Genomic DNA, 25,002 nt, shown 5'->3' with positions numbered 1-25,002 from the left:
CTCCCCCCGGGGGAGAGGGAGGGGCCCGCGCGAAGCGTGGGAGGGTGAGGGCACGTGAGGCTCGAAACCCCACCCACAACGCCACCCCCGTTCGCCCTGAGCGAAGTCGAAGGGCACGACCCGCGCGCCAGTGCTTCGACTACGCTCAGCACGAACGGACGGGGGGGGGGGGACGGGCCGGTGCCCCCCTCAAACCACCCGAACCCCCACCTTAACCCGCCGCCGCAAGCACAACTCCGTCAACGCCCACACCAGCGCATCCGCCCGATCCGGCGAGCGCCCCGGCCCGACATACCCCCCGCTCACCAGCCCGCAGAGCTCGTCCTCCAGCGCCGGAAACGCCCCGACATGAAAGACCCGCCCGCCCTCGTACAACGTCGCCACCGGCTCCGCCCGCGCGACCTTCCCGCGGCTCGCATGGACCAGCCGCACCGGCAGCGCACAGTCCGCCGCCATCAGCACGCTGCGGACCATCTCCCCGCCCTGGTTGCACTCCGCGACCACCCGGTCCGCACCGTGCTTCGCCGCACAGTCCGCCACCGCGCGCGCCCAGCCCTCGGGCGACAGGCCCGCAACACTCGCATCTTCCAGCACATAGGCGAGCCCGTTATCGCCCAGCGCGACGCACACGATCCCGCACGCATCGCCCCCCGTCCCCGCGGGCGGATCAACCCCCACGACCACGCGCACCAGCGCCGGCACCACCGCGCCACGCTGCCGCTCGAGCAGGTCGCGCGTCCACAGCGCCCCCTCGACATCGTCGATCAGCTCGCCGTCCAGCTCCTGCCGCCCCAGCCGCGTCCCCGCATAGGTCTGGGTCATCGCCGCGACGAACGACGCGGGCAGGAACGGATTCTCCCCCGTCCCCCCGCGCGATTCATACAGATCCGGCAGCGCGAGCAGCCGCCGCATCAGCGGCACCGGCCGCGGCGTCGTCGTCACCAGCACGCGCGGCCGGTCGCCGATCCGCAGCCCCATCATCAGATTGTCCCAGGTCGCGTCGCCATAGCGCCACTTGGCCAGCTCGTCGCACCACGCCGCATGATGCTCGGGCCCGCGCAGTTTCTCGGGCGCCTCCGCCGAATAGACGAAGGCGCGCGCGCCGCTGTCGAACACGAACTCGCCCGCGTCGCGCCGCCAGCGATAGGTCTCGCCCGCCTGCGCCACCGCGATCAGCCCGCTCTCGCCCTCGACCATCACCTTGCGGACGTCGTCCATCGTCCCGCCGACCATCGCGATCCGCGCGCCGGGCATCGCGCGGGCCAGCGCGCTCACCCATTCGGCGCCCGCGCGCGTCTTGCCGAAGCCGCGGCCCGCGCGGATCAGCCAGACCTGCCAGTCGCCCGCGGGTTCGCGCTGCCCCGGCAACGCCCAGATCGCCCAGCTCTCGTGCAGCGTCCTGAGTTCCGCCTCGGACAGCCCGCGCAACAGCGTCACCAGCTGCCCCCGCGGCAACCCCCGCAACCGCGCGAGCACGGCAGGATCGAACGTCGCACCCCCGCTATCCGCCATCACGCATCCCCCGTGACGGACGAAGCCTGCGCATCGAGCGCATCGAGCCGCGCGAACAGCACCGCCTCCAGCTCGGCCAGCGACACGCGCTTGCACAGCGTCCCCGCCCCCGATCCGCCAGCCCCGCCACCGGCAGCGCCCCCCGCCCGCTTGCGAAACCCCAGCGCCTGCACCGCCACCCGCGGATCGAAATGCGCCCCGCGCAACGCCGCCGCCGCATCCCCGTCAACGACCCTGCCAGACTCCGCCTCAGGCTCCCGCTCAGACTCCGCCTCAGCTTCCCCCTCGGCTTCCCCCAGCGCATAGGCCAGCAACCGCGCCTCGAGCGTCTCGTACGCCGCCTCGATCGCCCCCGCCCAGGCGGTCGCGAACACTGCGTCGCGCGCCTTCAGCGCATGCGCCCCGCGCGGCGCCATCCCGACCGCGCGCGCCGACGCCGCGATGTTGCACGTCGCCGCCAGATGCTCGAGAAACGCCGCGCGCTTGGCGGATGTCCAGCCGCCCTTGGCGGCCTTGCGCACCTGCAACCGGCCCCCAGCTTTCCCGCCCGCCGCCCCACCCGCCGCCATGCACCATCCCCCAAATGGATCGGGCCGGTCCGCCGCCGGGGGATCACCCCGACCGCGTCCGGCCCGACTCGCAATTCGTCATCGTTCCCGTTATGTGCCAGAACAGCGTGACGATGTCAAGGGTGAATAACCGATCTGGTTAGCGGGTCGGCACCGGCTCCGCACCCGAATAGTCATAGAAGCCGCGCTTGGTCTTGCGCCCGAACCACCCGGCCTCGACATATTTGACCAGCAGCGGCGCGGGCCGGAACTTGGGATCGCCGGTCCCCTCGAACAGCACGCGGGTGATCTCCAGGCAGGTGTCGAGCCCGATGAAATCGGCCAAAGTCAAAGGCCCCATCGGATGATTGAGCCCAAGCTGGCACGCCAGGTCGATGTCGCGCACCCCCGCCACGCCTTCGCCGAGCGCAAAGCACGCCTCGTTGATCATCGGCATCAGCACGCGGTTGACGATGAAGCCCGGCGCGTCGTTCGCATGCACGACCTGCTTGCCGAGCTTTTCGGCGAACGCCTCGACCGCGGCGACCGTCGCGTCCGACGTGGCGAGCCCGCGGATCAGCTCGATCGGCCGCATCACCGGCACCGGGTTGAAGAAATGCACCCCCATGAACCGCGCCGGATCGGGGGCCGCCTGTGCCAGCCGCGTGATCGGGATCGACGAGGTGTTCGACGCCAGGATCGCGTCCGCTTTCAACACCTTGCCGACCTCGGCAAAGATCGTCCGCTTGATCGCCTCGCGCTCGGTCGCGGCCTCGACGACGATGAAACAGTCGCCCATCTCCGCGACGCTCGCGACCGGTTCGATGTTCGCCAAAGTCGTCTCGCGGACGTCGGCGGTGATCTTCTCCTTCTCGACCAGCCGCGCCATCGCCTTGCCGATCCCCGCCTTGCCCGCCTCGGCCTGGGGCAGGCCCATATCGGCCAGCAGCACGCGGTAGCCCGCCTGCGCGGCGACCTGCGCGATCCCCGCGCCCATCTGTCCCGCGCCGATTACGCCGATCGTCTGCATCGCACTCTCCATCTTGATTGCCGCCCTTACCATTGACGGTTGTTCGACTATGGCCTCGCCCCTATCGAAGCGGGACCGTCGCCGCCAGACCGGTCAGGAGGTCGCATGCGCTATCCAGTTCTCGTTTCGCTTCTGCCCGTTTCGGTTCTGCCCGTTTCGGTTCTGCTGGCCGCGACGGCCTGCAGCCCCAGCGGCAACACCGGCGCGCCCAACGACGCGACCGTCCCGCTCGAAACCCCAGCCCGCCCCAAACCGCGCCCGATCGCGCACGGCGCCGCCCCGCAGGCCCCCGCGGAGCCCGCCGTCGATTCGAAGGCACGCCCCCGCCCGACCAGCGTAAAGACCTTCGGCGCCTGGGGAATTGCCTGCGACAACGGTGCCTATTGCACCGCGGTCTCGATGGCGCCCGACGATTCGAGCATCGCCGAACTGTCGATCGTGGTCGAGCGCGGCCCCGCCGCCGACGCGCCCGTATCGGTGACGATCGGCACGCCGGGCAGCGCGCTGCGCCGCGTCGTCGTCGCGATCGACGGCACCCCGCTCGCCAGCGGCAATCCGGGCGACGACCGGCGCTTCACCGTCACCGGCCCGGTCGCGATGACGCTCGCCCGCCGCCTCGCCACCGGCACCGCGATGACCGCGCGACTCGACGGCCGGACGATCCCCGTCGTCATCACCGGCGCCGCCGCGGCGCTCCGCTATGCCGACGCGCAACAGGGCCGCGCGGACACCGCCACCGCGCTCGTCGCGACCGGCGACACGCCGCCCGCGACCACCCCGCCCGCGCTCCCGACGATCCTCGCCGCCCCGCTCACCGACCGTAGCGCGCAGGCCCCCGCCGCGCCGCTCGTCGCACAGATGCGCCAGCGCACCGGCTGTGCCGCGGACCAGTTCGGCCCCGTCACCAACGAGACCCATGCGCTCGACGCGACCACCGACCTCGTCCTGCTATCCTGCGGATCCGGCGCGTATAATGTCATCACCCGCGCGCTGATCGTCCGCGACGGCAAGGCCAGCGAAGCGCCGTTCGACCTGCCCCCGCAATTCGGCGAACCCGGCGCGAAACCCGCGCTCGTCAACGCGGGCTACGACCCGAAGACCGGACTGCTCAGCTCCTACGCCAAGGGCCGCGGCATCGGCGACTGCGGCGTCGGCCAAGACTATGTCTGGGACGGCACCCGCTTCCGCCTCTCCGAAATGCGCATGATGGGCGAATGCCGCGGCGCGATCACCTGGCCCGTCATCTGGCGCACGACGGTCGCCCGCAACTGACGCGCCCCCCCTTTTTCTCCCGTCATCCCTTCTTCTTCCGTCATCCTGACGAAAGTCAGGATCCAGAGTTACTTAGCGCCAACCTGTTTGGCTCTGGATCCTGACGTCCGTCAGGATGACGGCGCCCGCGGCTGACGACAGGCCTACCGCCCCGCCAGCTTCACCAGCGCATCCCCCGTCAACCGCTGGATCGTCCAGTCCTCCATCCCCACCGCACCCAGCTTGCGATAGACCGCGATCGCATCCGCATTCCAGTCGAGCACCGACCATTCGAACCGCGCGCATCCGCGGTCGATCGCGATCCCCGCCAGATGCGCCAGCAGCGCACCGCCGACCCCCTGCCCGCGCGCCTCGGGCGTCACGTACAGATCCTCCAGATACACCCCGCGCTTGCCCGTCCAGGTCGAGAAATTGTGGAAAAACACCGCGAACCCGACCGGTCCCTGCGGCCCGTCCGCGATCACCGCCTCCGCCGCGGGGGCATCCCCGAACAGCGCCTCGCCCAGCGTCGCCTCGGTCGCCTCGACCGCATCGGGTTCGCGCTCGAACGCCGCGAGTTCGCGCACAAAGCGCAGGATCGTGCCGGTATCGGCGCGGGTGGCGGAACGGATCTGGGTCATGCGGCGGCCTCCATCGACGTCTGCGCGATATCGCGCCGCCGCGCCGCATACAGGCATGCGACGACGATGACACCCGCGCCGCACGCGGTAAACGCCGACACCCGCTCGCCGAACACCAGATAGCCGAGCCCTGCGGCATAGACGAACGAGCTATATTCGGTCGTCGCGAGAAATCCTGTGTCGCCGTGCGCATAGGCCCAGCCGAGCAGCCACAGCGACGCGGTCGCCAGCCCCGCCGCCAGCAACAGCTGCGGCCATGTCGCCGCATCGGGCACCACCGCCAGCCACGGCGCCGCAAGCGCCAGCGTCGCGGTCACCACCAGCGCCTGGAAGAACGCGATCTCGCCCGGCCGCGCCGCCTGCGCCTGCACCCGCGCGATCACCAGGTTGACCGCATAGAGCAGCGCCGATCCCAGCACCGCCGCGACCCCCGTCAGGCTCGCCGCCCCCGCCGCGCCCTCGCGGCCATGCCCGATCATCACGATTCCGACCCCGCCCAGCGCCAGGATCGACGCGACCACGACCCGGCGCCCGACCCGCTCACCCAGCGTGACGGCGGCGAGCAGCAGCGCGAGGATCGGCGAGATGTAGGTCAGCGAAATCGCCTGCGCCATCGGCACGCGCGCCAGCCCCCAGAAGAACAGCAGCGCCATCGCCGCGGTCACCAACCCTCTGGCACAATGGAGTTTCAGCGCCCGCCCGCTCGGCCGCCCGCTCCGCCCGAGCTTCCAGGCGACCGCCCCCAGCCCGACACTCGCCATCTGCCGCCACAGCAGCGCGTTATACACCCCGATCCCCAGCACCAGCGACTTCATCACCGCGTCCATGACCGAGAACAACCCGATCCCGAGCGCCGCGACGGCAAGGGCCAGCGCCGGCGAAACGCTGCGCCCCGTCACGCCGCCCGCCCCGCCGCCGAGAAGATGCCAATACCCATCCCCCCGCTTAACCGGCATCCCCCACCGGCGCCATCATCGCCCGCAGGCTGTCAGCATCCTCACGATCGCGAGTGCCGGTTCCCCCGCGAAAGCGGGGGCCCAGAAGCCCCACCCCCACCGCAAAAACCCTGGACTCCCGCCTACGCGGGAGAACAGCGGAGGCGTCCTCCCCGTCATCCTGACGAAAGTCAGGACCCAGAGCCAAACAACGCCACCCTCCCGCTCGTGCTGAGCGAAGTCGAAGCACTGCCACGCCCCTCCGGCTCGTGCTGAGCGAAGTCGAAGCACCGCCAAAACCCGAAACGTCCGTCAGCCCACCCCGTCATCCTGACGAAAGTCAGGATCCAGAGCCAAGCAGCACCACCCCCGCCGCCCTGGATCCTGACTTGCGTCAGGATGACGGAAGGTGAGGGCGACGCCCGGCTCCGCCAACCGCCCGATAAGACCCCGCTTATTCCGCCGCCATCTCCGGCACCAGCGCCGCGACCGCCGCATCCGCGGCCTCGATCTCCGCCGCCTTGGCCTCGACCAGCTTGACGATATGGTTCACCATATCGGCATCCTGGACATGATGGTCGGTGACCCCCGACAGATACACCATGTGCTTGCCGTTGCCGCCGCCAGTGATCCCGATATCGGTCTCGCGCGCCTCGCCCGGCCCGTTCACGACGCAGCCAAGCACGCTGAGCGACATCGGCGTGCGGATATGCTGCAACCGCTCCTCGAGCGCCTGGACGGTGCGGATCACGTCGAACCCTTGCCGCGCACAGCTCGGGCACGACACGACACGCACGCCGCGGTTGCGGATGCCGAGCGCCTTCAAAATCTCGAACCCGACGCGCACTTCCTCCTCGGGCTCGGCCGACAGCGAGACGCGGATCGTGTCGCCGATCCCGTACCAGAGCAGGCTGCCCATCCCGATCGCCGACTTGACCGTGCCGCCGACGAACCCGCCCGCCTCGGTGATGCCGAGGTGCAGCGGGCAGTCGACCTGTTCGGCGAGCTGCTGATAGGCCGCGACCGCGAGGAACAGGTCGGACGCCTTCACCGCGACCTTGAACTCGTGAAAGTCATGGTCCTGCAGCAACTTGATATGATCGAGCGCCGATTCGACCAGCGCATCGGGGCACGGCTCGCCATATTTTTCGAGCAGATGCCGCTCGAGGCTTCCGCCGTTCACGCCGATCCGGATCGCGCAGCCATTGGATTTCGCCGCGTCGACGACCTCCTTCACGCGGCTCGCAGACCCGATATTGCCCGGGTTGATCCGCAGGCACGCCGCCCCCGCATCCGCCGCCTCGAGCGCGCGCTTATAGTGGAAATGGATATCCGCGACGATCGGCACGCGGCTCGCGCGGACGATCTGCTTCAGCGCGCTGGTCGATTCGACATCGGGACAGCTGACGCGGATGATGTCGACGCCCGCCTCTTCGCAGCGGCGGATCTGGTCGACCGTCGCCTTGATGTCGTCGGTCGGCGTGTTGGTCATCGTCTGCACGGTGACGGGCGCATCGCCGCCGACGGGGACGTTGCCGACCATGATTTGGCGGCTCGTACGGCGGGTGATATCGCGCCAGGGACGAAGGGACATGAAGATTCCTCGTGGGTTCACCGCCGTATATAGCGGCTGGACGCGGCGAGCGAAACAACGCTGGCACATGCCGCCGCACGGCCATAGGTTGCCGCATCTCAGCGGAGCCCGATCGATGACCCTGTCCCTCTACGATGCGACGATCCCCTCCAATCTCCAGGTCCTGCGCGCGCTCGACGCGCTGCTCGACAAGGCGGAAGCCTTCGCCACCGAGCGCGGGATCGACCCCGCCACGCTGATCGACGCGAAGCTCGCCGACGACATGCTCCCCTTCGGCTATCAGGTGAAGTCGTGCGTCGCGCATTCGGCGGGCGGCGTGCAGGGCGTCCGCGACGGCGTCTTCTCGCCCGACCGCAGCGCCTGGCCGACCGACTTCGCCGGGCTCCACGCCGCGGTCCAGGGCGCGATCGCGACGCTCGAGGGCTATGACCCGGCCGAATTCGACACGCTCGCCACCGCCGCGACGAAGTTCGAATTCGGCAGCTATGTCATGCCCTTCACCGGCGCCAACTTCCTGTTGTCCTTCTCGCAGCCCAATTTCTACTTCCACGCCAGCATCGCCTACGCGATCCTGCGCGCCCAGGGCGTCCCGCTCGGCAAACGCGACTTCCTCGGCGTCCCCCGCATGGCCGCCTGACCGGGCCGGGCCGGGCGGGCCCGCGCCGGTGTGACGGGGCAGCGCGTGCTTGCAGCCCCGTCACCCGCCGCCTAGGGCGCTGCGATGACCCGGCATTACGGCATGGACTGGCTGCGGATCGGCGCCTTCGCCCTGCTGATCCTTTACCATATCGCGATGGTCTTCGTGCCGTGGAACTTCCATGTGAAGTCGCTGCATGTCGAGGACTGGGTCCGGCTGCCGATGCTCGCCACCAATGCGTGGCGGCTGACGTTGCTGTTCGTCGTGTCGGGCTATGCCAGCCGCGCGCTGCTCCGCCGGTCGAGCGGCCCGGTCCGCTTCTTCGCGACGCGCTGCTACCGGCTGCTCGTACCGCTCGCCTTCGGCATCCTCGTCATCGTCCCCCCGCAACCCTGGGTCGAGCTCGTCACCCGGCACGGCTATGCGGGCAGCTACTGGACCTTCTGGACGCACGACGCCTTCCGCTTCGCCCCGCTCGACGGGCTCTGGCTCCCGGCGTGGAACCACCTCTGGTTCGTCGTCTATCTCTTTGTCTACACGACGGTCCTGACGCTCGGCGTCGCGCTGGTCCGGGGCCCGCGAAGCCTGCGCAGCCACCAGAATGTCCGCAGCCGCGGCGCGCAGCGGCTCTTCGACCGCGTCTTCGGCGGCTGGCTGGTGCTGCTCCTGCCGCTCGCCTGGCTCATCTTCGTCCATGGCTGGTGGTTCCAGATGGCGGCCGAGAGCCAGGCGCTGCTCGGCGACTGGATCGCGCACATCACCTATTTCCCCGCCTTCCTGTTCGGCTTCGGTCTCGCACGCTCCGAACCCGCGATCGCCGCGATTGCGCGGCTGTGGAAGGTCGGCGCCGGGCTCGCGCTGCTCGGCTATGCGACGATCCTCGGCATAGAGCTCGGCTGGCCCGCCGGGGTTGCGAAGCCGCACTGGCTCTATACCGCCTACGGCATCGCGCATGCGCTTGAGCAATGGGGCGGAATCGTCGCGCTGATCGGGCTCGCCGAACGCCATCTCAACCGCGACCATCGCTGGCGGCCGATGCTGACCGAGGCGGTGTTCCCCTTCTACCTGATCCACCAGACGATCATCGTCCTCGTCATGTACGCGCTGCTCCCCGCCGGCCTTCCCGGCTGGGCGGAGTTCCTGATGCTGCTCGCCGCGACGCTGATCGGCTGCTTCGCCTTCTACCGGATCGGCCGCAGGGTCGCGCCCTTGCGCCCGCTGATCGGGCTGCGTCTCCACCTTCGTCCCACCCCGCCAACCTTGTGAAAGCCCCCATGCCCCAACCCAACTGGACCCTCGTCATCCACGGCGGCGCGGGCAAGCTCGACCGCGAGATGCTCTCCGCCGATCAGGATTCGGGCGCGCGCGCCGGCCTGTCGCGCGCGCTCGACGCCGGCTCGGCGGTGCTTTCGGGCGGCGGCACCGCGCTCGACGCGGTCGAGGCCGCGGTCCGCGTGCTCGAGGATGATCCGCACTTCAATTCGGGCCGCGGCGCGGTCTTCACGCATGAGGGCGGGATCGAGCTCGACGCCGCGATCATGGACGGCCGCACGCGCGCCGCGGGCGCCGTCGCCGCCGCCACCGCGACTCGCAGCCCGGTCGGCCTCGCGCGCGCGATCCTCGACGACGGCCGCCACGTCTTCCTCGCAAGTACCGGCGCCGACGCGTTTTCACGCGAGCACGGCCTCGAACAGGCGGAGCAGGACTGGTTCGCCACTGACGAGCGCCGCCGCCAGTTCGCCGAGCTTCAGGCGAGCGGCGACATGTTCGACGTCGACATGAAATACGGCACCGTCGGCGCGGTCGCCTGCGACACGCACGGTCATGTCGCCGCCGCCACCTCGACCGGCGGCGTCACCGGCAAGCGCTGGGGCCGGATCGGCGATTCGCCTGTCATCGGTGCCGGCACTTTCGCCGACGATCGCGCCTGCGCGGTGTCGTGCACCGGCTCGGGCGAGTTCTTCCTGCGCGTCGGCGTCGGGCATGAGATCGCCGCGCGCGTCCGGCTGACCGGCGAACCGCTCCAGACCGCGACCGAGGCGGTCCTCGCCGAAGTCCGCGCGCTCGGCGGCACCGGTGGCGCGATCGTCGTCGCACCCGATGGCAGCATGGCCTGGTCGTTCACCACGCCCGGCATGTACCGCGGCACCGCGTCCGCAAAGGGCGCGCGCAGCGTCGCCATCTACGCTAGTGAGCAGCCATGATTCGCAAGCCCCTGACCGCGCTCGGCATCCTCGCCGCGACCGCGCTGACCGCCGCCCCCGCCTCCGCTTATTGGGAATATGGGCATGAGACGGTTGCGCAGATCGCCTATGCCAATGTCGCGCCGCGCACGAAGGTCGCGATCCGCCGCATCCTCGCGCAGCAAGCGCTGCTCGACACCCCCGAATGTCCGGCCGGCACGATCGAAGAGGCAAGTGTCTGGGCGGATTGCATTAAGCCGCTCAAGACTGCCGACGGCAAGTCGCGCTTCGGCTTTGCGTACAGCTGGCATTACCAGAATGTCGATGTCTGCGCGCCGTTCGACCTGACGCCTGCCTGCAAGGATGGCGACTGCGTCTCCGCGCAGATCGACCGCGACGTGACCCTGCTCCGCGACCGCAAGACGTCGCCGCACGATCGCGTCCAGGCGCTCGCCTTCCTCATCCACTTCGTCGGCGATCTCCACCAGCCGCTCCACGCGGGCGATCGCCATGACAAGGGCGGCAACGACGTGAAGACCGATTACGGCATCTACGCCCCCGCCCGGCTCAATCTCCACTCGGTCTCGGACGGCACGCTCGCCGAGCGCGCAATCTCCGCGCCGCCCTCGCTCGTCCGCCGCTACCCCGCCGCCGAACGCGCGCGCATCGCCGCCGGCACCGTCGCCGACTGGAGCCGCGAAAGCTGGCAGGTCGCGCACGACGTCACCTATGCGTCGGCGCTGGGCGGCGACGCCTGCGCCCCCGTCCCCCCGCGCGTGAAACTCGACGAAGCCACGATCGCCCGCATCGCCCCCGTCTCCCGCGAAGAAGTCCGCAAAGGTGGCCTCCGCCTGGCAAAACTTCTAGACAAAGCCCTGACCTAAAACCCCTCTCCCCTTGGGGAGAGGGAGGGGCCCATGCGCCCTTGCGCATGGGAGGGTGAGGGCACGAGGCTAGAGATACCCCCAGCCCAAAGTCATTCCCGCGAAGGCGGGAACCCAGACCGGCTACCCTCGCGAGTAGACCCGACCGTCAGTCCGTCTGGATCCCCGCCTCCGCGGGGATGACGAAGGACGGGGCAAGGCTCCTCACGAGCCCGCCCCCAACCCTCAGTTCAGCACAATCGTGACCGCCCGGCGATTCTCCGCCCAGGCCGCATCGTCCGACCCCTGCGCCACCGGCCGCTCCGACCCATAGCTGATCGTCGTCATCCGCGACGCCGACACGCCGCGCGCCGCGAGGTAGTTCTTCGCCGAATTGGCCCGCCGGTCGCCCAGCGCCAGGTTATACTCGCGCGTGCCGCGCTCGTCGCAATGCCCCTCGATCGTGATCCGGACATTGGGGTTGCGCGCCAGCCACTCGGCCTGGCTGTCGAGGATCGCGCGCGCGGTCGGATCGATATCGTACATGTCGAGCGCGAAATTGACCGTGTTGCTCTGCACTGAGCGGCGGAAATCGGCGTCCGACCCGGGCACGATCGCGCCGTTCGCGCCGCCATTGGCCAGCCCGCCGGTCGGGTCGACGCCCGCCGACGAATCGACGGGGGCGGGCGGCAGGGTCTCGGGCCGCTTCTTGGCGCAGCCCGCGACGGCGATCAGCGCGGTCGCGCACAGCAGCGTTGTCGTAAACTTGGCCATCACATCTTCTCCCGTGGTCGGAACATATTCCAACATAGATTACATAATCGGTCTAGGGCCGCAGCGGGCCCCAGGCTGGATCCGACCCGTCGAGCGGGGTCGGAATCTTGCGCTCGTTGACGCCCGTCAGGTCGACGGACCACAGATCCGCCTTGCCCCCGCCGCCGCGTCCCGAGCGGAAGAAGTTGATAACGCGGCCGTTCGGCGACCAACTCGGCCCCTCGTCCTGCCAGTCGTTGGTCAGCAGCTTCTCGCCCCCGCCGCTCGGGCTCATGATCCCGATCCGGAACCCGCCGCCCAGCTTGGTGAACGCGATCAGGTCGCCGCGCGGGCTCCACACCGGCGTCGCATAGCGCCCGCCGCCGAAACTGATCCGCTGCTGGTTCGATCCGTCCGCGTTCATGACATAGATCTGCTGCCCGCCCGACCGGTCGCTCTCGAACACGATCTTCGATCCGTCGGGCGAATAGCTGCCGCCGGTATCGATGCCGGGCGAATTGGTCAGCCGCTGCGGCGCGCCGCCCTGGCTCGACACGCGGTACACGTCGGTATTGCCGCCCTGCGCCATCGAGAACAGGATGTTGCGGCCATCGGGCGAGAAGCGCGGCGCAAAGGTCAGGCTGGCATTCTGCACCACGAGCCGCTGCCGCCCGGTGCCGATGTCATAGACATAGATCGCCGGCCGGTTGTTCACATAGCTCATATACACGATCGACTGCTGGTTCGGCGCGAACCGCGGCGTCAGCACGATCGACTGGCCGTTGGTCAGGAACCGGTGGTTCGCACCGTCCTGGTCCATGATCGCCAGCCGCTTGATCCGGCGATTCTTCGGCCCGGTTTCCGAGACATAGACGACGCGGCTGTCGAAATAGGCGCCCTCGCCGGTCAGTCGCGTATAGACCATGTCCGCGCATTTATGCCCGGCACGCCGCCAGTCCGACGGCGGCACGACGAACCCCTGCCGGGTCAGCTCGGCGCGCGACGACACGTCGTACAGATAGCAGCCGACCGTCAGGTTCCCGTCGCCATTCGCGCGGATGAAGCCCTGCACCAGCGCCTGCGCACCCGTGCTGCCCCAGTAATCGAACCCTGGTGCGGTAACCTCGGGAAAGCCGATCGCGCGCAGCTGCCCGGGGGCGAGCGGCGTGAACAGACCCGAATTGCGCAGGTCGTTGGTGACGATATCGGCCAGCTGCCGGCCTAGCACGTCGGTCGACCCCGCCGGCGTCGACACCACCGCGGACGTCGGCATCACCGGCACCGCGATCGGCATCGGCGCGGAGATCCCGCCCGTCACGTCGACCACCAGCCCGCCGGACTGATCCTCCGCGGCCGCCGGCGCCCCCGCCTGCGGTACCGGCGCCGGCGCCGGCGCATCCTGCGCACTGGCCGCACCGCCGGCAACGAGTGCCATCAACCCGACCGAAGCAAGCACCGCCCTCACCCCAGACCCCACCCCGGCGAAGGCCGGGGCCCAGTTGGGAGAAGCTGCTGCAAGCACGGTGCGCGCCGTCACGAAAACCTCTCCACCTGGGCCCCGGCCTTCGCCGGGGAAGAGGCTGGAGATCATGGCGGGCCGGCGGGGGGACAGCGATCGGAACATAACGGACATCCTCATCCGGGAAGCTTGTAACGCAGGCTGAAATTGCTCCAGCCATTCTGCACGTCATACAGGTCGTCGGGCAAACCGCGCAGCGGCGAACAGCCCGTGAAGGTCGCGATCGCGAGATCGTCGACGCGGTCGACATAGCGCCGGTTCTCGTCGTCGACGCCCGCATGCCCGGTGATCGTCGGCCGCGACTTCAGCGTCCCGTCGCGGTTGAGCTTCAGGTTGATCGTCACCCGGATCCGCTCCGCGCCCGGCCCCGGCGTCACCTGCCGGTTTGCGCAGGGCTGCACCTGTCGCAGGATCGCCGAGCCGATATTGGCCGCCGCCTGCGCGCCGAGCTTGGCCGCCTTGGGCGCTTCCGACTTGCTCGGCGACGGATCCGCCGACAGGCCTTTGAGGAAATTGTCGCCCAGCCGCGACCCGCGCGGCCGTGCCGCCTTGGCCTCTGCGGTCGATCCACTACCCTTGGTCGCCGAAGGCTTGGCGGGCTTTGCCGAGGACGCCGCACTCTTGGCGGGCGCCGCGTTCGACTTGGCCGCGCTCTTCGCCGGTGCCGCCTTGGCGGGCGATGGCTTGGCCGCCGGTTTCGCGGGCGCAGGCTTGGATTTCGCCGGGCTCGGCTTGGCCGGCGCAGGCTTGGCCACCGGCTTAGGGACGGGCGCGGGCTTCGCCACCGGCTTCGGCGGCGCGGGCCTGGGCTTGGCCACCGGCTTGGGCTCGGGCTTCGGCTCGGGCTTGGGCGCCGGTTTGGGCGGGGCAGGCTTGGGCGCAGGCTTGGGTGGGGCCGGCTGCGGCGCAGGCGGCACCGGATCCGGCTGCGGCTCGGGCTCGGCCTCCTGCGGCGCGGGCGGGGCCGCATCCTCGGGCGTGCCCTCGTCGGGCGCGACCGATTCGGCGGGCGTCTCCGCCGATTGCGGCGCGGTCGCCTCGAGCGCCACGTCGGGCACCAGGCTGATGTCGATCGGCTGCTGGACAGGCTTGGGCGGCTCGGGCGTGTCGAGAAACCCGACCGACAACAGCGCGAACAGCACGACATGCCCGACCAGCGCGACGCCGAATCCGATCTTTTCGGAGCGATCCATCACCAAGGGCCCATCACCGCCGCGACATCAGTTGGGGGTGCCCTCGACCGTCACCAGCGCGACGCGGTTCAGCCCGGCGCGGTTGAGCTCGCCCATCACGCGCATCACCCGGCCGTAATCGAGCTTGCGGTCCGCGCGCAGCAGCACCTGCGGCTCGTTGCCGACCGCCCGGCTCGCCGCGATCGACGCGAGCCGTACCGGCAGCGCGTCCTCGCCGATCTGGTCCTGATCGATGAACACCGCGCCCGTCGCATCCATCGAGATCTCGACGGGTTTCTGCTCCTGGTCCAGTGCCTTGGCACGCGCATCGGGCAGGTTCACCGGCACGCCTGCGGTCATCAGCGGTGCGGTCACCATGAAGATGATCAGCAACACCAGCATCACGTCGACCATCGGCGTGACGTTGATGTCCGCCATCGGCGCGCGCCGCCCGCGACCGCGACCCGAAGGAAGGTTCATCGCCATCTACGCGCCTCCCGTGCACAGCACCGGCCGGCCGCTCATCGCGCGCCGTCCAGCTGCCGCGACAGCGTCGCGTGGAAGCCGTCGGCAAAGCGGTTGAGGCTCGCCTCGATCCGGTTGATGCCGTGGCTGAAGCGGTTGTACGCGATCACCGCCGGGATGGCCGCGAACAGGCCGATCGCGGTCGCGAACAGCGCTTCCGCGATCCCCGGCGCGACGACGGCGAGCGAGGTGTTCTGCGCCGCCGCGATGCTCGTGAAGCTGCGCATGATGCCCCAGACGGTGCCGAACAGCCCGACGAACGGCGCGACCGACCCGACCGTCGCCAGCACGTTCAGCCGGTCCGACAGCGTGTCGATCTCGTGAGCGACCGCCGCACCCATCGTCGTGGCGAGCCGCTCGCGCGTCCCGGCCTTGTCGATCGTGCCGCCCGCGGTCGACCGCCGCCACTCGGTCACCCCGGCCGCGAACACGCGCGCCGACGGCAGGTCGGTCTCGCTCTCGGCCTTGTAGAACACGTCGATGTCCTCGGCCTTCCAGAAGTCGCGCTCGAACCGCACCAGCCCCTTGCGCGTCTTGCCCAGCCGCCGCCAGAACGCGACGATCAGCGCCCAGGTCCAGACGCTGGCGAGCAGCAGCCCGATCATCACGCCCTTCACGACCAGATCGGCCTGTAGGAACAAGTGGATCGGCGACAATGTCGCGCTATCCATAGTCAGAACCGGATTCATGCTTCCCCCTGCCAGACAAGGCGTTCGTAGATGTCAGTCCATGCGCGCGGCTGGCGTCGCGGCCGGCCGTTGGGGGCGATCAGCGCCGCCACCACGTCCGCCTCGGCCAAGACAAGCCCGCCGCACATGACTCGTTGATGAATGGCGACGCTGGCCGCGCGGACCTGCGTGATCCGTGAGACGATCACCAGCGCATCGTCGAGCCGCGCGGGCGCGGCATAGCGGATGGCGAGGCTTGCGATCGCATAGGAGCCCTCGCCCGCCTCGAACGCGGCGCGCTGGTCGATCCCGCCGACGCGCAGCATGTCCGACCGCGCGCGCTCCATGTAGCGCAGGTAATTGGCATGATAGACGACGCCCGACAGGTCGGTGTCCTCGAAATACACGCGCAGCGCGAACCGGTGCTCGCGCCCCGCAAAGCGCCCTCCCGCCGGTTGATCCTGCTCTGCGTCAGCCATTCCGGGGGCTGTTAACCCAAGCATCGCCGCGAAGAAAGCATTCGCGTCGCCCGGCCCGCGGTTTCGCACCCGCGCAGGCGGATACGACTCGTCTTATTGCAGGACGCCCGGATCGACCTGCAGCTGCGGACGCGGCGCGACGGGAAGCGGCGGCTGCGTGACGGGCCGGAGCTGCGCCTGCAACCCCGGCGTGGCGGGCGCGGCGGGCGGCAGCGGTGCCGCGCCGGAACCGCCGACCGGGACCGCGCCGTTGCTCGCAAAGATCACGCGCTGTGCCGGAAGCGGCTGCACCGCGGTGCCGCGCCAGGCGTCGAACGCGCGGTAGAAATCGGTAAAGGGCTGCTCCAGCATCGGCAGCCGCGTCGCGGCAAAGCTCGCCAGCATCGGCCCCGGCACGCTCGCGCCCTCCGCCAGCACGCGCCCTGCCGCTTCGCAGAACGCATCACGCGACGGCGACTGCGAGAAGAAATTGTACAGCCGCGTCATCGAATCGTCGTAGCGATCCTGCCAGTCGCCGCCGCCCGCGCGATATTCCGCAGAATAGGTCGCCTCGGCCTTGGCGAGCACCGGCTTCTGCGCGGCGAGCATCGCGTTGTAGCCCGCGACGATCACCGCCTCGTCCGGTCCGCGGCACGCCAGCGCCGCGACGTTCAGCGCAGCGCGCAGGTGCCAGATCTTCGCGGATTCGGTCAGGTTGCGGTTCGGCGTCGGATAGGTACCGTCGGCGAGCACCGCGGGGATCTTCATCCCCGGAAACGCACCCTTGGGCAGCGGGGCCGCGACCGGCACCGGCGCGACCGGCGCCGGTGCGGGCGCCGCGACCTCGACCGGCTTCCGCGCGCACCCGGCGAGCAGGGCTGCGGTCACCGCAATCATCGCAAACTGACGCTTCATCGACTCAAGTCCTCGCTGTCCCCCGACCGAGACAGACCTGCCGCGATAAGGTTAACAGGGTATAAAACGCGTACGCGACTGCAACCCTAATGCGACGAACGGCACGATCGCAGCGTGTTAGGCCGGCGAAGGATCAGGCCGCGCGTGCCTCGAGCGCCGCCGCGGCCTGTGCCATCAGCTCGGCGATGATGTCCGCGACCGGCTCTTCCTTGGTGACCATGCCGACCGACTGGCCCGCCATCACCGACCCATGCTCGACATCGCCGTCGACCACCGCGCGGCGCAGCGCGCCCGCCCAGTAATGTTCGATCTGCAACTGCGCCTCGCCCATCGCCACGCGTCCCTCGTCGAGATGCCCCGCGACCTCGCGCTGCTTGGCCGAGAACAGCTCGCCCGCCGCATTCTTCAGCGCGCGCACTGGGATAACCGGCAGCCGCGCGTCGAGCTGGACGCTGGCGATCGCATCGCGCGCCGAAGCGCGGATGAACGCCTTCTTGAAATTGGCATGCGCGATCGATTCGGTCCCGCAGACGAACCGCGTGCCGAGCTGGACGCCCGCAGCACCCATGTCGAGATAGCCCGCAATCGCCTCGCCGCGACCGATCCCGCCCGCGACGAACACCGGTACCAGCTCGGCGATCTCGGGCAGCATCTCCTGCGCCAGCACGCTCGTCGACACCGGGCCGATATGCCCGCCGGCTTCCATCCCCTCGATCACCAGCGCATCGACGCCGCTGCGGATCAGCTTCTTGGCCAGCGCCAGCGTCGGCGCGAAACAGATGACCTTGGCGCCGCCCGCCTTGATCGCCTCGAGGCTGCCCTTGGGCGGCAATCCGCCTGCCAGCACGACATGGCCGACCTTGTGCCGCGTGCACACCGCGATCAGTTCGACCAGGTCGGGATGCATCGTGATCAGGTTCACGCCGAACGGCTTGTCGGTCATCGCCTGGGTCGCGGCGATCTCGGCATCGAGCAACGCGGGCGTCATCGCCCCGCACGCGATCACCCCGAACCCGCCCGCATTCGAAATCGCGGAGACGAGGTTGCGCTCGCTCACCCAGGACATCGCCCCGCCAAGGATCGCGACCTCGGACCCGAGGAATGCGGCGCCGCGCGCCATGCGACGCTGAAGCCGGTCGCTGCCGATGGTCATTACAAAACTCCCCTTCGTGTCGAGCGAAGTCGAGAAACCCCGCGCAGTATCCGTGACATATTTCCCGACAATGCTCGAAACGAACGGACGGTGTCCGTCAAGCCGCATCCTCGGCGTCGAGCCCGTAAGCCGTGTGCAGCACACGCACCGCCAGCTCGGTATAATCCTCTTCGATCAGCACGCTGACCTTGATCTCCGACGTCGCGATCGCCTGGATGTTGATGCCGCGTTCGCCGAGCGTGGTGAACATCGTCGAGGCGACGCCCGCATGGCTGCGCATCCCGACGCCAACCACCGAGACCTTGGCGACGCGCGTGTCATGGACCAGGCTCGCGAAACCGATCGCGTCCTTCGCCTTGTCGAGCACGTCGAGCGTCCGCGCCAGATCCGCGGAGGGCACGGTGAACGTCACGTCGGTCGACCCGGTCGAATGCGCGACGTTCTGGACGATCATGTCGACGTTGATCCCGGCATCGGCGAGCGGCGCGAAGATCGCCGCGACCGATCCCGGGCGATCGCTGACTTGGGTCAGCGTGATCTTCGCCTCGTTCTTGTCATGCGCGATGCCGGTGATGAGCTGGCGTTCCATATCGTCGATTTCCTCTTCGCCCACGATCAGCGTGCCGCGGTGTCCGTCACTGGTATCGCCATCCTCGAACGAGGACAGCACGCGCACGCGCACATTCTCTTTCATTGCCAGGCCCACCGACCGCGTCTGCAGCACCTTGGCGCCGACGCTCGCGAGTTCCAGCATCTCCTCATACGTCACCTTGCCGAGCTTGCGCGCCCGCGGCACGATCCTCGGATCGGTCGTGTAGACGCCGTCGACATCGGTATAGATGTCGCAGCGATCGGCCTTCATCGCCGCCGCCATCGCGACCGCCGAGGTGTCCGATCCGCCGCGCCCCAGCGTGGTGACACGCTGGCCCTCCGCCACGCCCTGGAACCCCGGGATCACCGCGACGACGCCCTCCGCAAGGCTCGCATCGAGCGCGACCGTGTCGATCTCGCCGATCCGGGCCGAGCCATGCGCGTCGGACGTGTTGATCGGCAGCTGCCACCCCAGCCACGACCGCGCCTTGCAGCCCGCGGCCTGCAGCGCGATCGCGAGCAGCCCGCTCGTGATCTGCTCGCCCGCCGAGACGACGACGTCATATTCCTTCGCATCGTACAGCGACGACGCCTCGCGGCAGAAGCCGACCAGCCGGTCGGTCTCGCCCGCCATTGCGGAGACGACGACCGCGACCTCGTTGCCCGCATCGACCTCGCGCTTCACGCGCGCCGCGACGTTGCGGATACGTTCGATCCCAGCCATCGACGTCCCGCCGAATTTCATCACGATACGGGCCATGGGCAGCGTAAATCCCTTTGGGTCGAAGCGGCGGCCCTGATAGGTAGCGCGCATGATACTGGCAAGTGACCGCAACGAAAGCGCAACAATCGATCCCCGGGAGGCCGCGCATTTCGGCACGATGGCGGCCGACTGGTGGAACCCCAAGGGCTCGTCCGCGCCGCTCCACCAGCTCAATCCGCCCCGCCTGCGCTACATTCGCGACCGGGTCGACACGCACTGGCACGGCGACGGCACCGGCTTCACCCCGCTCGCCGGCCGGACCGCGCTCGACGTCGGCTGCGGCGCGGGGCTGCTCTGCGAACCGCTCGCGCGGCTCGGCGCCAGCGTGACCGGGATCGACGCCGCGCCCGAAAATATCGCCGCGGCAGAAATACATGCGGCGCAGAGCGGGCTCGCGATCGACTATCGCGCGGGCGGCGTCGAGGGGCTCGACGGCCAGTTCGACCTCGTCACCAGCCTCGAGGTGATCGAGCATGTCAGCGACCCTGCCGGCTTTGTCCGCGGCCTCGCGCGCGTGCTGGCCGACAATGGCCTGCTGATCCTGTCGACCCCCAACCGCACGCCCTTGTCGCGGCTCGCGATGATCACGATCGCGGAAGGCACCGGCCGCATCCCGCGCGGCACGCACGACTGGAACAAGTTCCTCACCCCCGAAGAACTGACCGCGCTGCTGCGCGACGCCGGTCTCCACGTCGTCCACACGCAAGGCCTCGGCTTCTCGCCGGCGACAGGCTTCACGCTCAGCGATTCGACCAGCCTCGACTATTTCCTGACCGCGGTAAAAGCCTGACCCTTGCCCCGCCCGGCACCAGCCCGGCGGGCACGACCAACCCAGTCGGCACGACCACCTTGGGTGGCGCTCCCACCCCGGTGCACGCTACCACCGCGGCAGGCACTACCACCCCAGCGGGTGCTACCATCTCAGCAGGTGCTACCACCCCGGCGAAGGCCGGGGCCCAGTTGGGAAAGCCTGAGTAACGGAACGCGACCCTCAGCCATGACCGTCCCCCAACTGGGCCCCGGCCTCCGCCGGGGTGGAACCGAATACTGGCGGGGTGGTGTCACATGACCAAGGGCACCCCCCACCCCTGTTCACCCGCGAAGGCGGGTGCCCAGACTGGACACCCGCCTTCGCGGGTGAACATCCTTCTTCTAGGGGGTTTAGCCGCGCTCTACATCGCGCTCGCCCTCCTCCGCCCCGTCGACCATGACGAAAGCCAGTATGTCGCTGCGGCCGTCCTCACCGCGCACGGCCTGCTCCCCTATCGCGACTTCGCCTATCTCCAGACCCCGCTCCAGCCCTTCGTCCTCGCACCCATCGCCGTTCTAACCGGCGCCTGGACCTGGCCCGCGCTCCGCCTCACCAACGCGCTGCTCGGCCTCGCGAGCGTCGCGTTCGTCCACGCCGCCGCGCGCCGCACTGGTGCCGGCCCCACCACCGCACGCCTCTGCGCCGCATTGTTCGCGACCACAGACATCCTGCTCTTCAGCATCGGCACCGCGCGCAACGACGCGCTTCCTGCCGCCTGCCTCGCCGCTGCGCTCTGGCTGATCGTCCGCGAAGACCGGACCCGCGCCGGCGCGCTGACAATCGGCCTTCTGCTCGCCGCCGCGGTCGCCGCGAAGATCTCCTATGCCCTCCCCGCCGCCGCCTACGGCCTCTACGCGCTGGTCCATCCCCGCCACCGCGTCTGGCTGGTCGCGCTCGGCGCGGTCCCGATCGTCGCGTTCGTCGGCTGGACGTTCGCGGTGTCGCCCGAAGGCTTCCTGTTCGGCACGCTGCATTTTCCCGCCCAGGCGCCCGCAGAATATTACGCGGCACGGCCCTGGAAGCTGTCGCTTGCCGCCAAGGCGCTCGATACGCTGAAGTTCCTTGCGCTCGGCGCCGCGCTGCCCGCCCTCGTCCTCGTCGCGCGCGCCGCGATCCGACGTCGTCGCGTCACCCTGCCCGACCTGCTCGTCCTCGCCGGGCTGGTCGCCGCGCTGCTCCCGGTGCCGACCTGGCGGCAATATCTGCTGCCGATGCTGCCCCCGCTGTTCGTCGCGCTCGCCGCCGCCTGGACCGCGCAGCCGCCGACCCGCGCGACCACCCGGATCATGGCCGTCTTCGCGCTGCTCGGCCTCGCGCCCACGCTCTCAGCGCTCGTCGAGCCCGGCCGCCTTTCGCTCGTCACCGCCATGCGCGAAGCCGCCACGCTCAGGCGAACGCTCGATGCGCGAGGGATCGCCGGCCCGATCGTCACGCTGTCGCCGCAGATCCTGCCCGCCACCGGCCGCCTGCCCGATGCCCGCTTCGCCGCCGGCCCCTTCTACTTCCGCAGCCGCGCCCTGCTCGACGCTGCGGCAGAGGTCCGGCTCCACCTCGTCGCGCGCGATCGCCTGCGCCTCGCCCCCGGCACCGTCATCCTCACCGGTGGCGAATCCGCCGCGACCGCGGGTGATCGCCGGCTCGACGCCGCGCTCGAGAAGGCGGCATCCGGAGCGGTCGCCGTCCCCGGCACCCGCTTCCGGCTGTCGGTCACGCCGCCAGCCGCCCCCGTCGCGCCGCGATCAGCCCGGCATAATAGTCCACCAGTTCCACCGCATGCGCATGATCCGAGCGGACCTGCGCCGACGCCACGACCGCCGCGCGCCTGAGCATCCCGCGGTCGCGCGCGAACAGCCGCGCGATCGCCGCCGCCGCCGCGGTCGCATCGCGCGCGGTATAGAGCTCGCTGGCATGCCGGTCCGCAATCTCGGCGCACCCGCCCGTATCGGGCACGATCAGCGGCAGCCCCGACGCCATCGCCTCCGACGCGACCAGCCCGAACGGCTCGGCCTCCGACCCGTGGATCAGCGCGTCGCAGCTCGCCATGATCGCGGCCAGCCGCTCGCGGTCATAGACCGGCGCGAACATCCGGATATGCGGCGATCCGCCGATCCGCCGCGCGATCGCCTTGCTCTGGCTGCCCGTGCCGAACAGGATCAGCCCGATCGGTAGGTCGGTGCCCGCGCGCGCGACCGCGTCGACGACCAGCGGCCAGCGCTTCTCGCCGTGATGCCGGCCAAGCCCGATCAGCAGCATCGCGTCCGCCGGCAACCCGCATTGCTGCAACAGCCGCGCCCGCAGCGCCTCGTCGCGCAGCCGCGGCGAGAAATGGCCGCGCTCGATCCCCAGCGGCATCGCCGCATCGATCCGGACCCCACGCGCGCGCAACCGTTTCTCCAGTGCGGGTCCGTTGGTGACGACCGTATCGAACCGCGTCAGGAACCGGTTCATGTACCGGCTGTACCAGCCGAACGCGCGCTCGATCCGGTCGTGGCTGGCGAACCCCGCGAACCAGCGCTGCGCATAGGCGGCGATATTGTCGTTGTGCATGAAGAAGGATTTCAGCGCGCGCTGCTGCCCGTCGGGCCCCATCCAGTCGCCGACGAACCAAGCGGGCCGCCACGGCGAACAGCATTCGACCACATCCGGATCGAGGTCGTCGAGCACCCGGTGGATCGCCGCACGGTCCCAGAACAGGCCGTAGTTGCGATCGAACGGCATTCCCGGCGATTTGAGATAGATCACGCGCCCGCCACCCGGCCGCTCCTCGACGCGGTCCTCGCGGCCCGGCGCGACGACGATCAGCTCGTGCCCCAGATCGGCGAGGATCCCCATCTTCCGGTCGATATAGGTGCGCACCCCACCGCCGGTCGGCGAGTAAAATTCGTTGACGTCGACGATCCGCATCTCAGCCCGCCCGCCCCCTCACTTGCCGTCCAATGGGCCAAACCCGCCCAGCCCGCGCAGATATTGCGCGCGGATCGTGACATGCGTGAGTCCGGGCCCGACCTCGATGATCGCCTGGTCGACCTTGGGTCGCGATCGGCCGAGCCGGTCGCCCTTCACGAACCCCGCGCCGTCCGACCAGACACTGAACTTGGCCCGGCCGTCACGGTCGTGCGTGAACAGCAGCGCGTAGCGGCCCGGATGCGGCACGCGGATGCACAAGGCGGTCGGGCCGGTCGCGGGGGCCGGCACGCTGATGCGGCGAAACGTCTTGCCCGCCGCGATCAGGTCGCGGTCGCCGCGCAGGAAATCGGCCTCGTCGGGCGGATAGAGCTCGAGCTTCAGATTGCCCTTGCGATCCTTCAGTCCGACGATTGTCGCTGCGATCGCCGGCCCTTCGTCACGCTCGCACGCCTGCGCGTCGCTGCCGAGCATCGGCTCCTGGACTGCCACCCGACCGCCGGCCCATGCCGGGGCGGCGCCCGCGATCAGCCCCGCCAGCATCATCCCCGCCCCAAGCAATCGGTTCACGCACGCGTCCTCATCGCGATCGCATGCCCGCTGAATATGACAATCAGAATGACATGGACGAGCAGCGTAAGCGCCGCGGTGAACGCGACGAGCTCGGACAGCGCCTGATCCTGGCCGATCAACAGGATCGCGAAATTGGCGAACAGCAGGTCCTTGTTCGGCACCAGCGGCAGCCGCGACACCAGCAGCCGCCCCGCCGCGAGGAACAGCCACATCGCGATCGACACGCCGGGCAGCGCGAAATGCCAGGCGAGCGCGATCAGCAGCGATCCGCACATCAGCCGGATGCAGTGGATCATGAACACCCACCACAAGGTCGCGCGTGGCAGCGAGAAGACGCGCCGCGAGAAGATCAGGAACGGCAGCGAAATCGCAAAGGTGATCGCCGCCGACCCCAGCACGGTCTTGAACAGGTCGGGCGGCAACAGGTCGCGGCTCAGCGGCAGCGCGATCGCCACCATCGCCAGCGTGATCGCGTTGCCCGCAATCGCCGACAGGATCGTCACGTCCTTCACCGCGCCGAACGGCGACGCCACCATCCGTGCGCGCGCCCGCGCCCAGGCATAGAAATAGGCGTCGCCCGAATAGCCGAACACCACTTCGTTCGCGATCCGCTTCTTGATCAGCGCGACCAGCCCCGCGACCGGGATCCCCCATAACCGGCGGAAGATCACGTAATCCCCCGTCGGCGGCGACATGTAGAGCAGCGCGAAACACAGATAGAATCGCGGGTCGGACGGCACCGACCGCGACAGTCCGGCCAGCCCATGCGCGAACAGCTCGCGCGCGAGCCCCGCGATCATCGCCAGCGTCAGCACCGCGCCGATGATCGCCGGCCACCGGCTGCGAAAGGTCTTCAGCGGTTCGAGCCCGACGATATCGGCCCCCGCCTGCGCCACGCCCGCCTGCACCACCCCGGCCGCGGAACGACCCGGCGGGTTCCCGGCCGTCAGCGCGGAGCCCGTCATACGCGTACGCATCGAACGATCCTCGTCCTGTACCGCGC

25 protein-coding genes are annotated in these 25,002 nt (G+C 69.5%); 7 read left to right on the top strand and 18 right to left on the bottom strand.

Annotated features, from left to right (window positions below; translation table 11 throughout):
• Nucleotides 1-189: 189 nt before the first annotated feature.
• From IFT87_RS07650 to IFT87_RS07640, 3 genes are all read right to left on the bottom strand, one after another.
• A complete protein-coding gene (locus tag IFT87_RS07650) occupies nt 190-1,512 on the bottom strand; it encodes a DNA-packaging protein (RefSeq protein ID WP_192008004.1) in 1,323 nt (440 codons plus the stop codon).
• Nucleotides 1,512-2,081: a hypothetical protein gene (locus IFT87_RS07645; RefSeq protein WP_192008003.1), complete on the bottom strand. Its 570-nt coding sequence runs from the start codon at nt 2,079-2,081 to the stop codon at nt 1,512-1,514. Before IFT87_RS07645 ends, IFT87_RS07650 begins: the two co-directional genes overlap by 1 nt.
• A 139-nt stretch (nt 2,082-2,220) precedes the next feature.
• The gene (locus tag IFT87_RS07640) at nt 2,221-3,090 is read right to left on the bottom strand and encodes a 3-hydroxyacyl-CoA dehydrogenase NAD-binding domain-containing protein (protein ID WP_192008197.1); all 870 of its coding nucleotides are present in this window, start codon (nt 3,088-3,090) and stop codon (nt 2,221-2,223) included.
• Between the two features lie 105 nt (nt 3,091-3,195).
• On the opposite strand from IFT87_RS07640, the gene IFT87_RS07635 reads away from it, so the two are divergent.
• Nucleotides 3,196-4,362, top strand: coding sequence for a DUF1176 domain-containing protein (locus tag IFT87_RS07635; RefSeq protein ID WP_192008002.1), 1,167 nt, complete (start codon nt 3,196-3,198; stop codon nt 4,360-4,362).
• A 143-nt stretch (nt 4,363-4,505) separates the two neighbouring features.
• On the opposite strand, the gene IFT87_RS07630 is transcribed toward IFT87_RS07635, so the two are convergent.
• The 3 genes from IFT87_RS07630 to ispG form a co-directional block, all read right to left on the bottom strand.
• Entirely contained in the window at nt 4,506-4,982 is a 477-nt protein-coding gene (locus tag IFT87_RS07630) for a GNAT family N-acetyltransferase (RefSeq protein ID WP_192008000.1), read from the bottom strand.
• The gene (locus IFT87_RS07625; protein ID WP_192007999.1) at nt 4,979-5,938 is read right to left on the bottom strand and encodes a DMT family transporter; all 960 of its coding nucleotides are present in this window, start codon (nt 5,936-5,938) and stop codon (nt 4,979-4,981) included. The genes IFT87_RS07630 and IFT87_RS07625 overlap by 4 nt, the downstream gene beginning before the upstream one ends.
• A gap of 433 nt (nt 5,939-6,371) precedes the next feature.
• Nucleotides 6,372-7,511 carry a flavodoxin-dependent (E)-4-hydroxy-3-methylbut-2-enyl-diphosphate synthase gene (gene ispG / locus IFT87_RS07620; protein WP_031440350.1) on the bottom strand — a complete coding sequence of 380 codons (1,140 nt, stop codon included), beginning with the start codon at nt 7,509-7,511 and terminating at the stop codon, nt 6,372-6,374.
• Between the two features lie 115 nt (nt 7,512-7,626).
• Here ispG and IFT87_RS07615 point away from each other — a divergent pair, with 115 nt between their 5' ends.
• The 4 genes from IFT87_RS07615 to IFT87_RS07600 all read left to right on the top strand — a co-directional run bounded on the left by IFT87_RS07615 (nt 7,627) and on the right by IFT87_RS07600 (nt 11,215).
• On the top strand, nt 7,627-8,148 hold the full coding sequence (locus IFT87_RS07615; RefSeq protein ID WP_192007997.1) for a DUF1993 domain-containing protein: 522 nt from the start codon (nt 7,627-7,629) through the stop codon (nt 8,146-8,148).
• Nucleotides 8,149-8,232: 84 nt separating this feature from the next.
• Nucleotides 8,233-9,414, top strand: a complete 1,182-nt coding sequence (locus IFT87_RS07610) for an acyltransferase family protein (RefSeq protein WP_192007995.1) — start codon at nt 8,233-8,235, stop codon at nt 9,412-9,414.
• Between the two features lie 8 nt (nt 9,415-9,422).
• On the top strand, nt 9,423-10,352 hold the full coding sequence (locus IFT87_RS07605; protein WP_192007994.1) for an isoaspartyl peptidase/L-asparaginase family protein: 930 nt from the start codon (nt 9,423-9,425) through the stop codon (nt 10,350-10,352).
• Complete coding sequence (locus IFT87_RS07600; RefSeq protein ID WP_192007993.1) at nt 10,349-11,215, top strand: S1/P1 nuclease; 867 nt, start codon at nt 10,349-10,351, stop codon at nt 11,213-11,215. The genes IFT87_RS07605 and IFT87_RS07600 overlap by 4 nt, the downstream gene beginning before the upstream one ends.
• A gap of 225 nt (nt 11,216-11,440) precedes the next feature.
• On the opposite strand, the gene pal is transcribed toward IFT87_RS07600, so the two are convergent.
• The 9 genes from pal to IFT87_RS07555 form a co-directional block, all read right to left on the bottom strand.
• Nucleotides 11,441-11,968: a peptidoglycan-associated lipoprotein Pal gene (gene pal, locus IFT87_RS07595; protein WP_031395926.1), complete on the bottom strand. Its 528-nt coding sequence runs from the start codon at nt 11,966-11,968 to the stop codon at nt 11,441-11,443.
• Between the two features lie 52 nt (nt 11,969-12,020).
• Nucleotides 12,021-13,382, bottom strand: coding sequence for a Tol-Pal system beta propeller repeat protein TolB (gene tolB, locus IFT87_RS07590; RefSeq protein WP_192008196.1), 1,362 nt, complete (start codon nt 13,380-13,382; stop codon nt 12,021-12,023).
• A gap of 200 nt (nt 13,383-13,582) precedes the next feature.
• Nucleotides 13,583-14,659, bottom strand: coding sequence for a cell envelope biogenesis protein TolA (locus IFT87_RS07585; protein ID WP_192007992.1), 1,077 nt, complete (start codon nt 14,657-14,659; stop codon nt 13,583-13,585).
• Between the two features lie 27 nt (nt 14,660-14,686).
• Entirely contained in the window at nt 14,687-15,124 is a 438-nt protein-coding gene (gene tolR, locus IFT87_RS07580; protein WP_037531582.1) for a protein TolR, read from the bottom strand.
• Between the two features lie 35 nt (nt 15,125-15,159).
• Complete coding sequence (gene tolQ / locus IFT87_RS07575; protein ID WP_031440027.1) at nt 15,160-15,852, bottom strand: protein TolQ; 693 nt, start codon at nt 15,850-15,852, stop codon at nt 15,160-15,162.
• On the bottom strand, nt 15,849-16,310 hold the full coding sequence (locus IFT87_RS07570; RefSeq protein WP_031440026.1) for a YbgC/FadM family acyl-CoA thioesterase: 462 nt from the start codon (nt 16,308-16,310) through the stop codon (nt 15,849-15,851). Before IFT87_RS07570 ends, tolQ begins: the two co-directional genes overlap by 4 nt.
• 93 nt (nt 16,311-16,403) lie before the next feature.
• Complete coding sequence (locus IFT87_RS07565; RefSeq protein WP_192007990.1) at nt 16,404-17,204, bottom strand: hypothetical protein; 801 nt, start codon at nt 17,202-17,204, stop codon at nt 16,404-16,406.
• A gap of 133 nt (nt 17,205-17,337) precedes the next feature.
• A complete protein-coding gene (locus IFT87_RS07560; RefSeq protein ID WP_031440024.1) occupies nt 17,338-18,357 on the bottom strand; it encodes an NAD(P)H-dependent flavin oxidoreductase in 1,020 nt (339 codons plus the stop codon).
• A 97-nt stretch (nt 18,358-18,454) separates the two neighbouring features.
• Nucleotides 18,455-19,708: an aspartate kinase gene (locus IFT87_RS07555; protein WP_037531555.1), complete on the bottom strand. Its 1,254-nt coding sequence runs from the start codon at nt 19,706-19,708 to the stop codon at nt 18,455-18,457.
• A gap of 52 nt (nt 19,709-19,760) precedes the next feature.
• Here IFT87_RS07555 and ubiG point away from each other — a divergent pair, with 52 nt between their 5' ends.
• Nucleotides 19,761-20,501: a bifunctional 2-polyprenyl-6-hydroxyphenol methylase/3-demethylubiquinol 3-O-methyltransferase UbiG gene (gene ubiG / locus IFT87_RS07550; RefSeq protein ID WP_084215257.1), complete on the top strand. Its 741-nt coding sequence runs from the start codon at nt 19,761-19,763 to the stop codon at nt 20,499-20,501.
• Nucleotides 20,502-20,848: 347 nt separating this feature from the next.
• Nucleotides 20,849-22,348: a glycosyltransferase family 39 protein gene (locus tag IFT87_RS07545; protein WP_192007989.1), complete on the top strand. Its 1,500-nt coding sequence runs from the start codon at nt 20,849-20,851 to the stop codon at nt 22,346-22,348.
• On the opposite strand, the gene IFT87_RS07540 is transcribed toward IFT87_RS07545, so the two are convergent.
• Genes IFT87_RS07540 through IFT87_RS07530 form a run of 3 tightly spaced genes read right to left on the bottom strand, consistent with a single transcriptional unit; the run spans nt 22,230 to nt 24,976 of the window.
• Nucleotides 22,230-23,426 (bottom strand): glycosyltransferase, encoded by a 1,197-nt coding sequence (locus tag IFT87_RS07540; protein ID WP_192007988.1) that lies wholly within the window; start codon nt 23,424-23,426, stop codon nt 22,230-22,232. The genes IFT87_RS07545 and IFT87_RS07540 overlap by 119 nt on opposite strands.
• A gap of 18 nt (nt 23,427-23,444) precedes the next feature.
• Nucleotides 23,445-23,972 (bottom strand): DUF2141 domain-containing protein, encoded by a 528-nt coding sequence (locus IFT87_RS07535; protein ID WP_037531179.1) that lies wholly within the window; start codon nt 23,970-23,972, stop codon nt 23,445-23,447.
• A gap of 20 nt (nt 23,973-23,992) precedes the next feature.
• Nucleotides 23,993-24,976 carry a hypothetical protein gene (locus IFT87_RS07530; RefSeq protein WP_244650217.1) on the bottom strand — a complete coding sequence of 328 codons (984 nt, stop codon included), beginning with the start codon at nt 24,974-24,976 and terminating at the stop codon, nt 23,993-23,995.
• Nucleotides 24,977-25,002 lie beyond the last annotated feature (26 nt).

This window comes from Sphingomonas sp. CFBP 8765 (assembly GCF_014841445.1).
Classification (GTDB): Bacteria; Pseudomonadota; Alphaproteobacteria; order Sphingomonadales; family Sphingomonadaceae; genus Sphingomonas; species Sphingomonas aerolata.
Note: the sequence above shows the minus strand (reverse complement) of the source record. Positions and strands in the feature narration are given on the sequence as shown.

Excerpts from the sequence above, each read along its gene's own strand:
- IFT87_RS07650 (WP_192008004.1), bottom strand. The coding sequence starts at position 1,512 with ATGGCGGATAGCGGGGGTGCGACGTTCGATCCTGCCGTGCTCGCGCGG.
- IFT87_RS07645 (WP_192008003.1), bottom strand. The coding sequence starts at position 2,081 with ATGGCGGCGGGTGGGGCGGCGGGCGGGAAAGCTGGGGGCCGGTTGCAG.
- IFT87_RS07640 (WP_192008197.1), bottom strand. The coding sequence starts at position 3,090 with ATGCAGACGATCGGCGTAATCGGCGCGGGACAGATGGGCGCGGGGATC.
- IFT87_RS07635 (WP_192008002.1), top strand. The coding sequence starts at position 3,196 with ATGCGCTATCCAGTTCTCGTTTCGCTTCTGCCCGTTTCGGTTCTGCCC.
- IFT87_RS07630 (WP_192008000.1), bottom strand. The coding sequence starts at position 4,982 with ATGACCCAGATCCGTTCCGCCACCCGCGCCGATACCGGCACGATCCTG.
- IFT87_RS07625 (WP_192007999.1), bottom strand. The coding sequence starts at position 5,938 with ATGCCGGTTAAGCGGGGGGATGGGTATTGGCATCTTCTCGGCGGCGGG.
- ispG (WP_031440350.1), bottom strand. The coding sequence starts at position 7,511 with ATGTCCCTTCGTCCCTGGCGCGATATCACCCGCCGTACGAGCCGCCAA.
- IFT87_RS07615 (WP_192007997.1), top strand. The coding sequence starts at position 7,627 with ATGACCCTGTCCCTCTACGATGCGACGATCCCCTCCAATCTCCAGGTC.
- IFT87_RS07610 (WP_192007995.1), top strand. The coding sequence starts at position 8,233 with ATGACCCGGCATTACGGCATGGACTGGCTGCGGATCGGCGCCTTCGCC.
- IFT87_RS07605 (WP_192007994.1), top strand. The coding sequence starts at position 9,423 with ATGCCCCAACCCAACTGGACCCTCGTCATCCACGGCGGCGCGGGCAAG.
- IFT87_RS07600 (WP_192007993.1), top strand. The coding sequence starts at position 10,349 with ATGATTCGCAAGCCCCTGACCGCGCTCGGCATCCTCGCCGCGACCGCG.
- pal (WP_031395926.1), bottom strand. The coding sequence starts at position 11,968 with ATGGCCAAGTTTACGACAACGCTGCTGTGCGCGACCGCGCTGATCGCC.
- tolB (WP_192008196.1), bottom strand. The coding sequence starts at position 13,382 with ATGGCACTCGTTGCCGGCGGTGCGGCCAGTGCGCAGGATGCGCCGGCG.
- IFT87_RS07585 (WP_192007992.1), bottom strand. The coding sequence starts at position 14,659 with ATGGATCGCTCCGAAAAGATCGGATTCGGCGTCGCGCTGGTCGGGCAT.
- tolR (WP_037531582.1), bottom strand. The coding sequence starts at position 15,124 with ATGGCGATGAACCTTCCTTCGGGTCGCGGTCGCGGGCGGCGCGCGCCG.
- tolQ (WP_031440027.1), bottom strand. The coding sequence starts at position 15,852 with ATGAATCCGGTTCTGACTATGGATAGCGCGACATTGTCGCCGATCCAC.
- IFT87_RS07570 (WP_031440026.1), bottom strand. The coding sequence starts at position 16,310 with ATGGCTGACGCAGAGCAGGATCAACCGGCGGGAGGGCGCTTTGCGGGG.
- IFT87_RS07565 (WP_192007990.1), bottom strand. The coding sequence starts at position 17,204 with ATGAAGCGTCAGTTTGCGATGATTGCGGTGACCGCAGCCCTGCTCGCC.
- IFT87_RS07560 (WP_031440024.1), bottom strand. The coding sequence starts at position 18,357 with ATGACCATCGGCAGCGACCGGCTTCAGCGTCGCATGGCGCGCGGCGCC.
- IFT87_RS07555 (WP_037531555.1), bottom strand. The coding sequence starts at position 19,708 with ATGGCCCGTATCGTGATGAAATTCGGCGGGACGTCGATGGCTGGGATC.
- ubiG (WP_084215257.1), top strand. The coding sequence starts at position 19,761 with ATGATACTGGCAAGTGACCGCAACGAAAGCGCAACAATCGATCCCCGG.
- IFT87_RS07540 (WP_192007988.1), bottom strand. The coding sequence starts at position 23,426 with ATGCGGATCGTCGACGTCAACGAATTTTACTCGCCGACCGGCGGTGGG.
- IFT87_RS07535 (WP_037531179.1), bottom strand. The coding sequence starts at position 23,972 with ATGATGCTGGCGGGGCTGATCGCGGGCGCCGCCCCGGCATGGGCCGGC.
- IFT87_RS07530 (WP_244650217.1), bottom strand. The coding sequence starts at position 24,976 with ATGCGTACGCGTATGACGGGCTCCGCGCTGACGGCCGGGAACCCGCCG.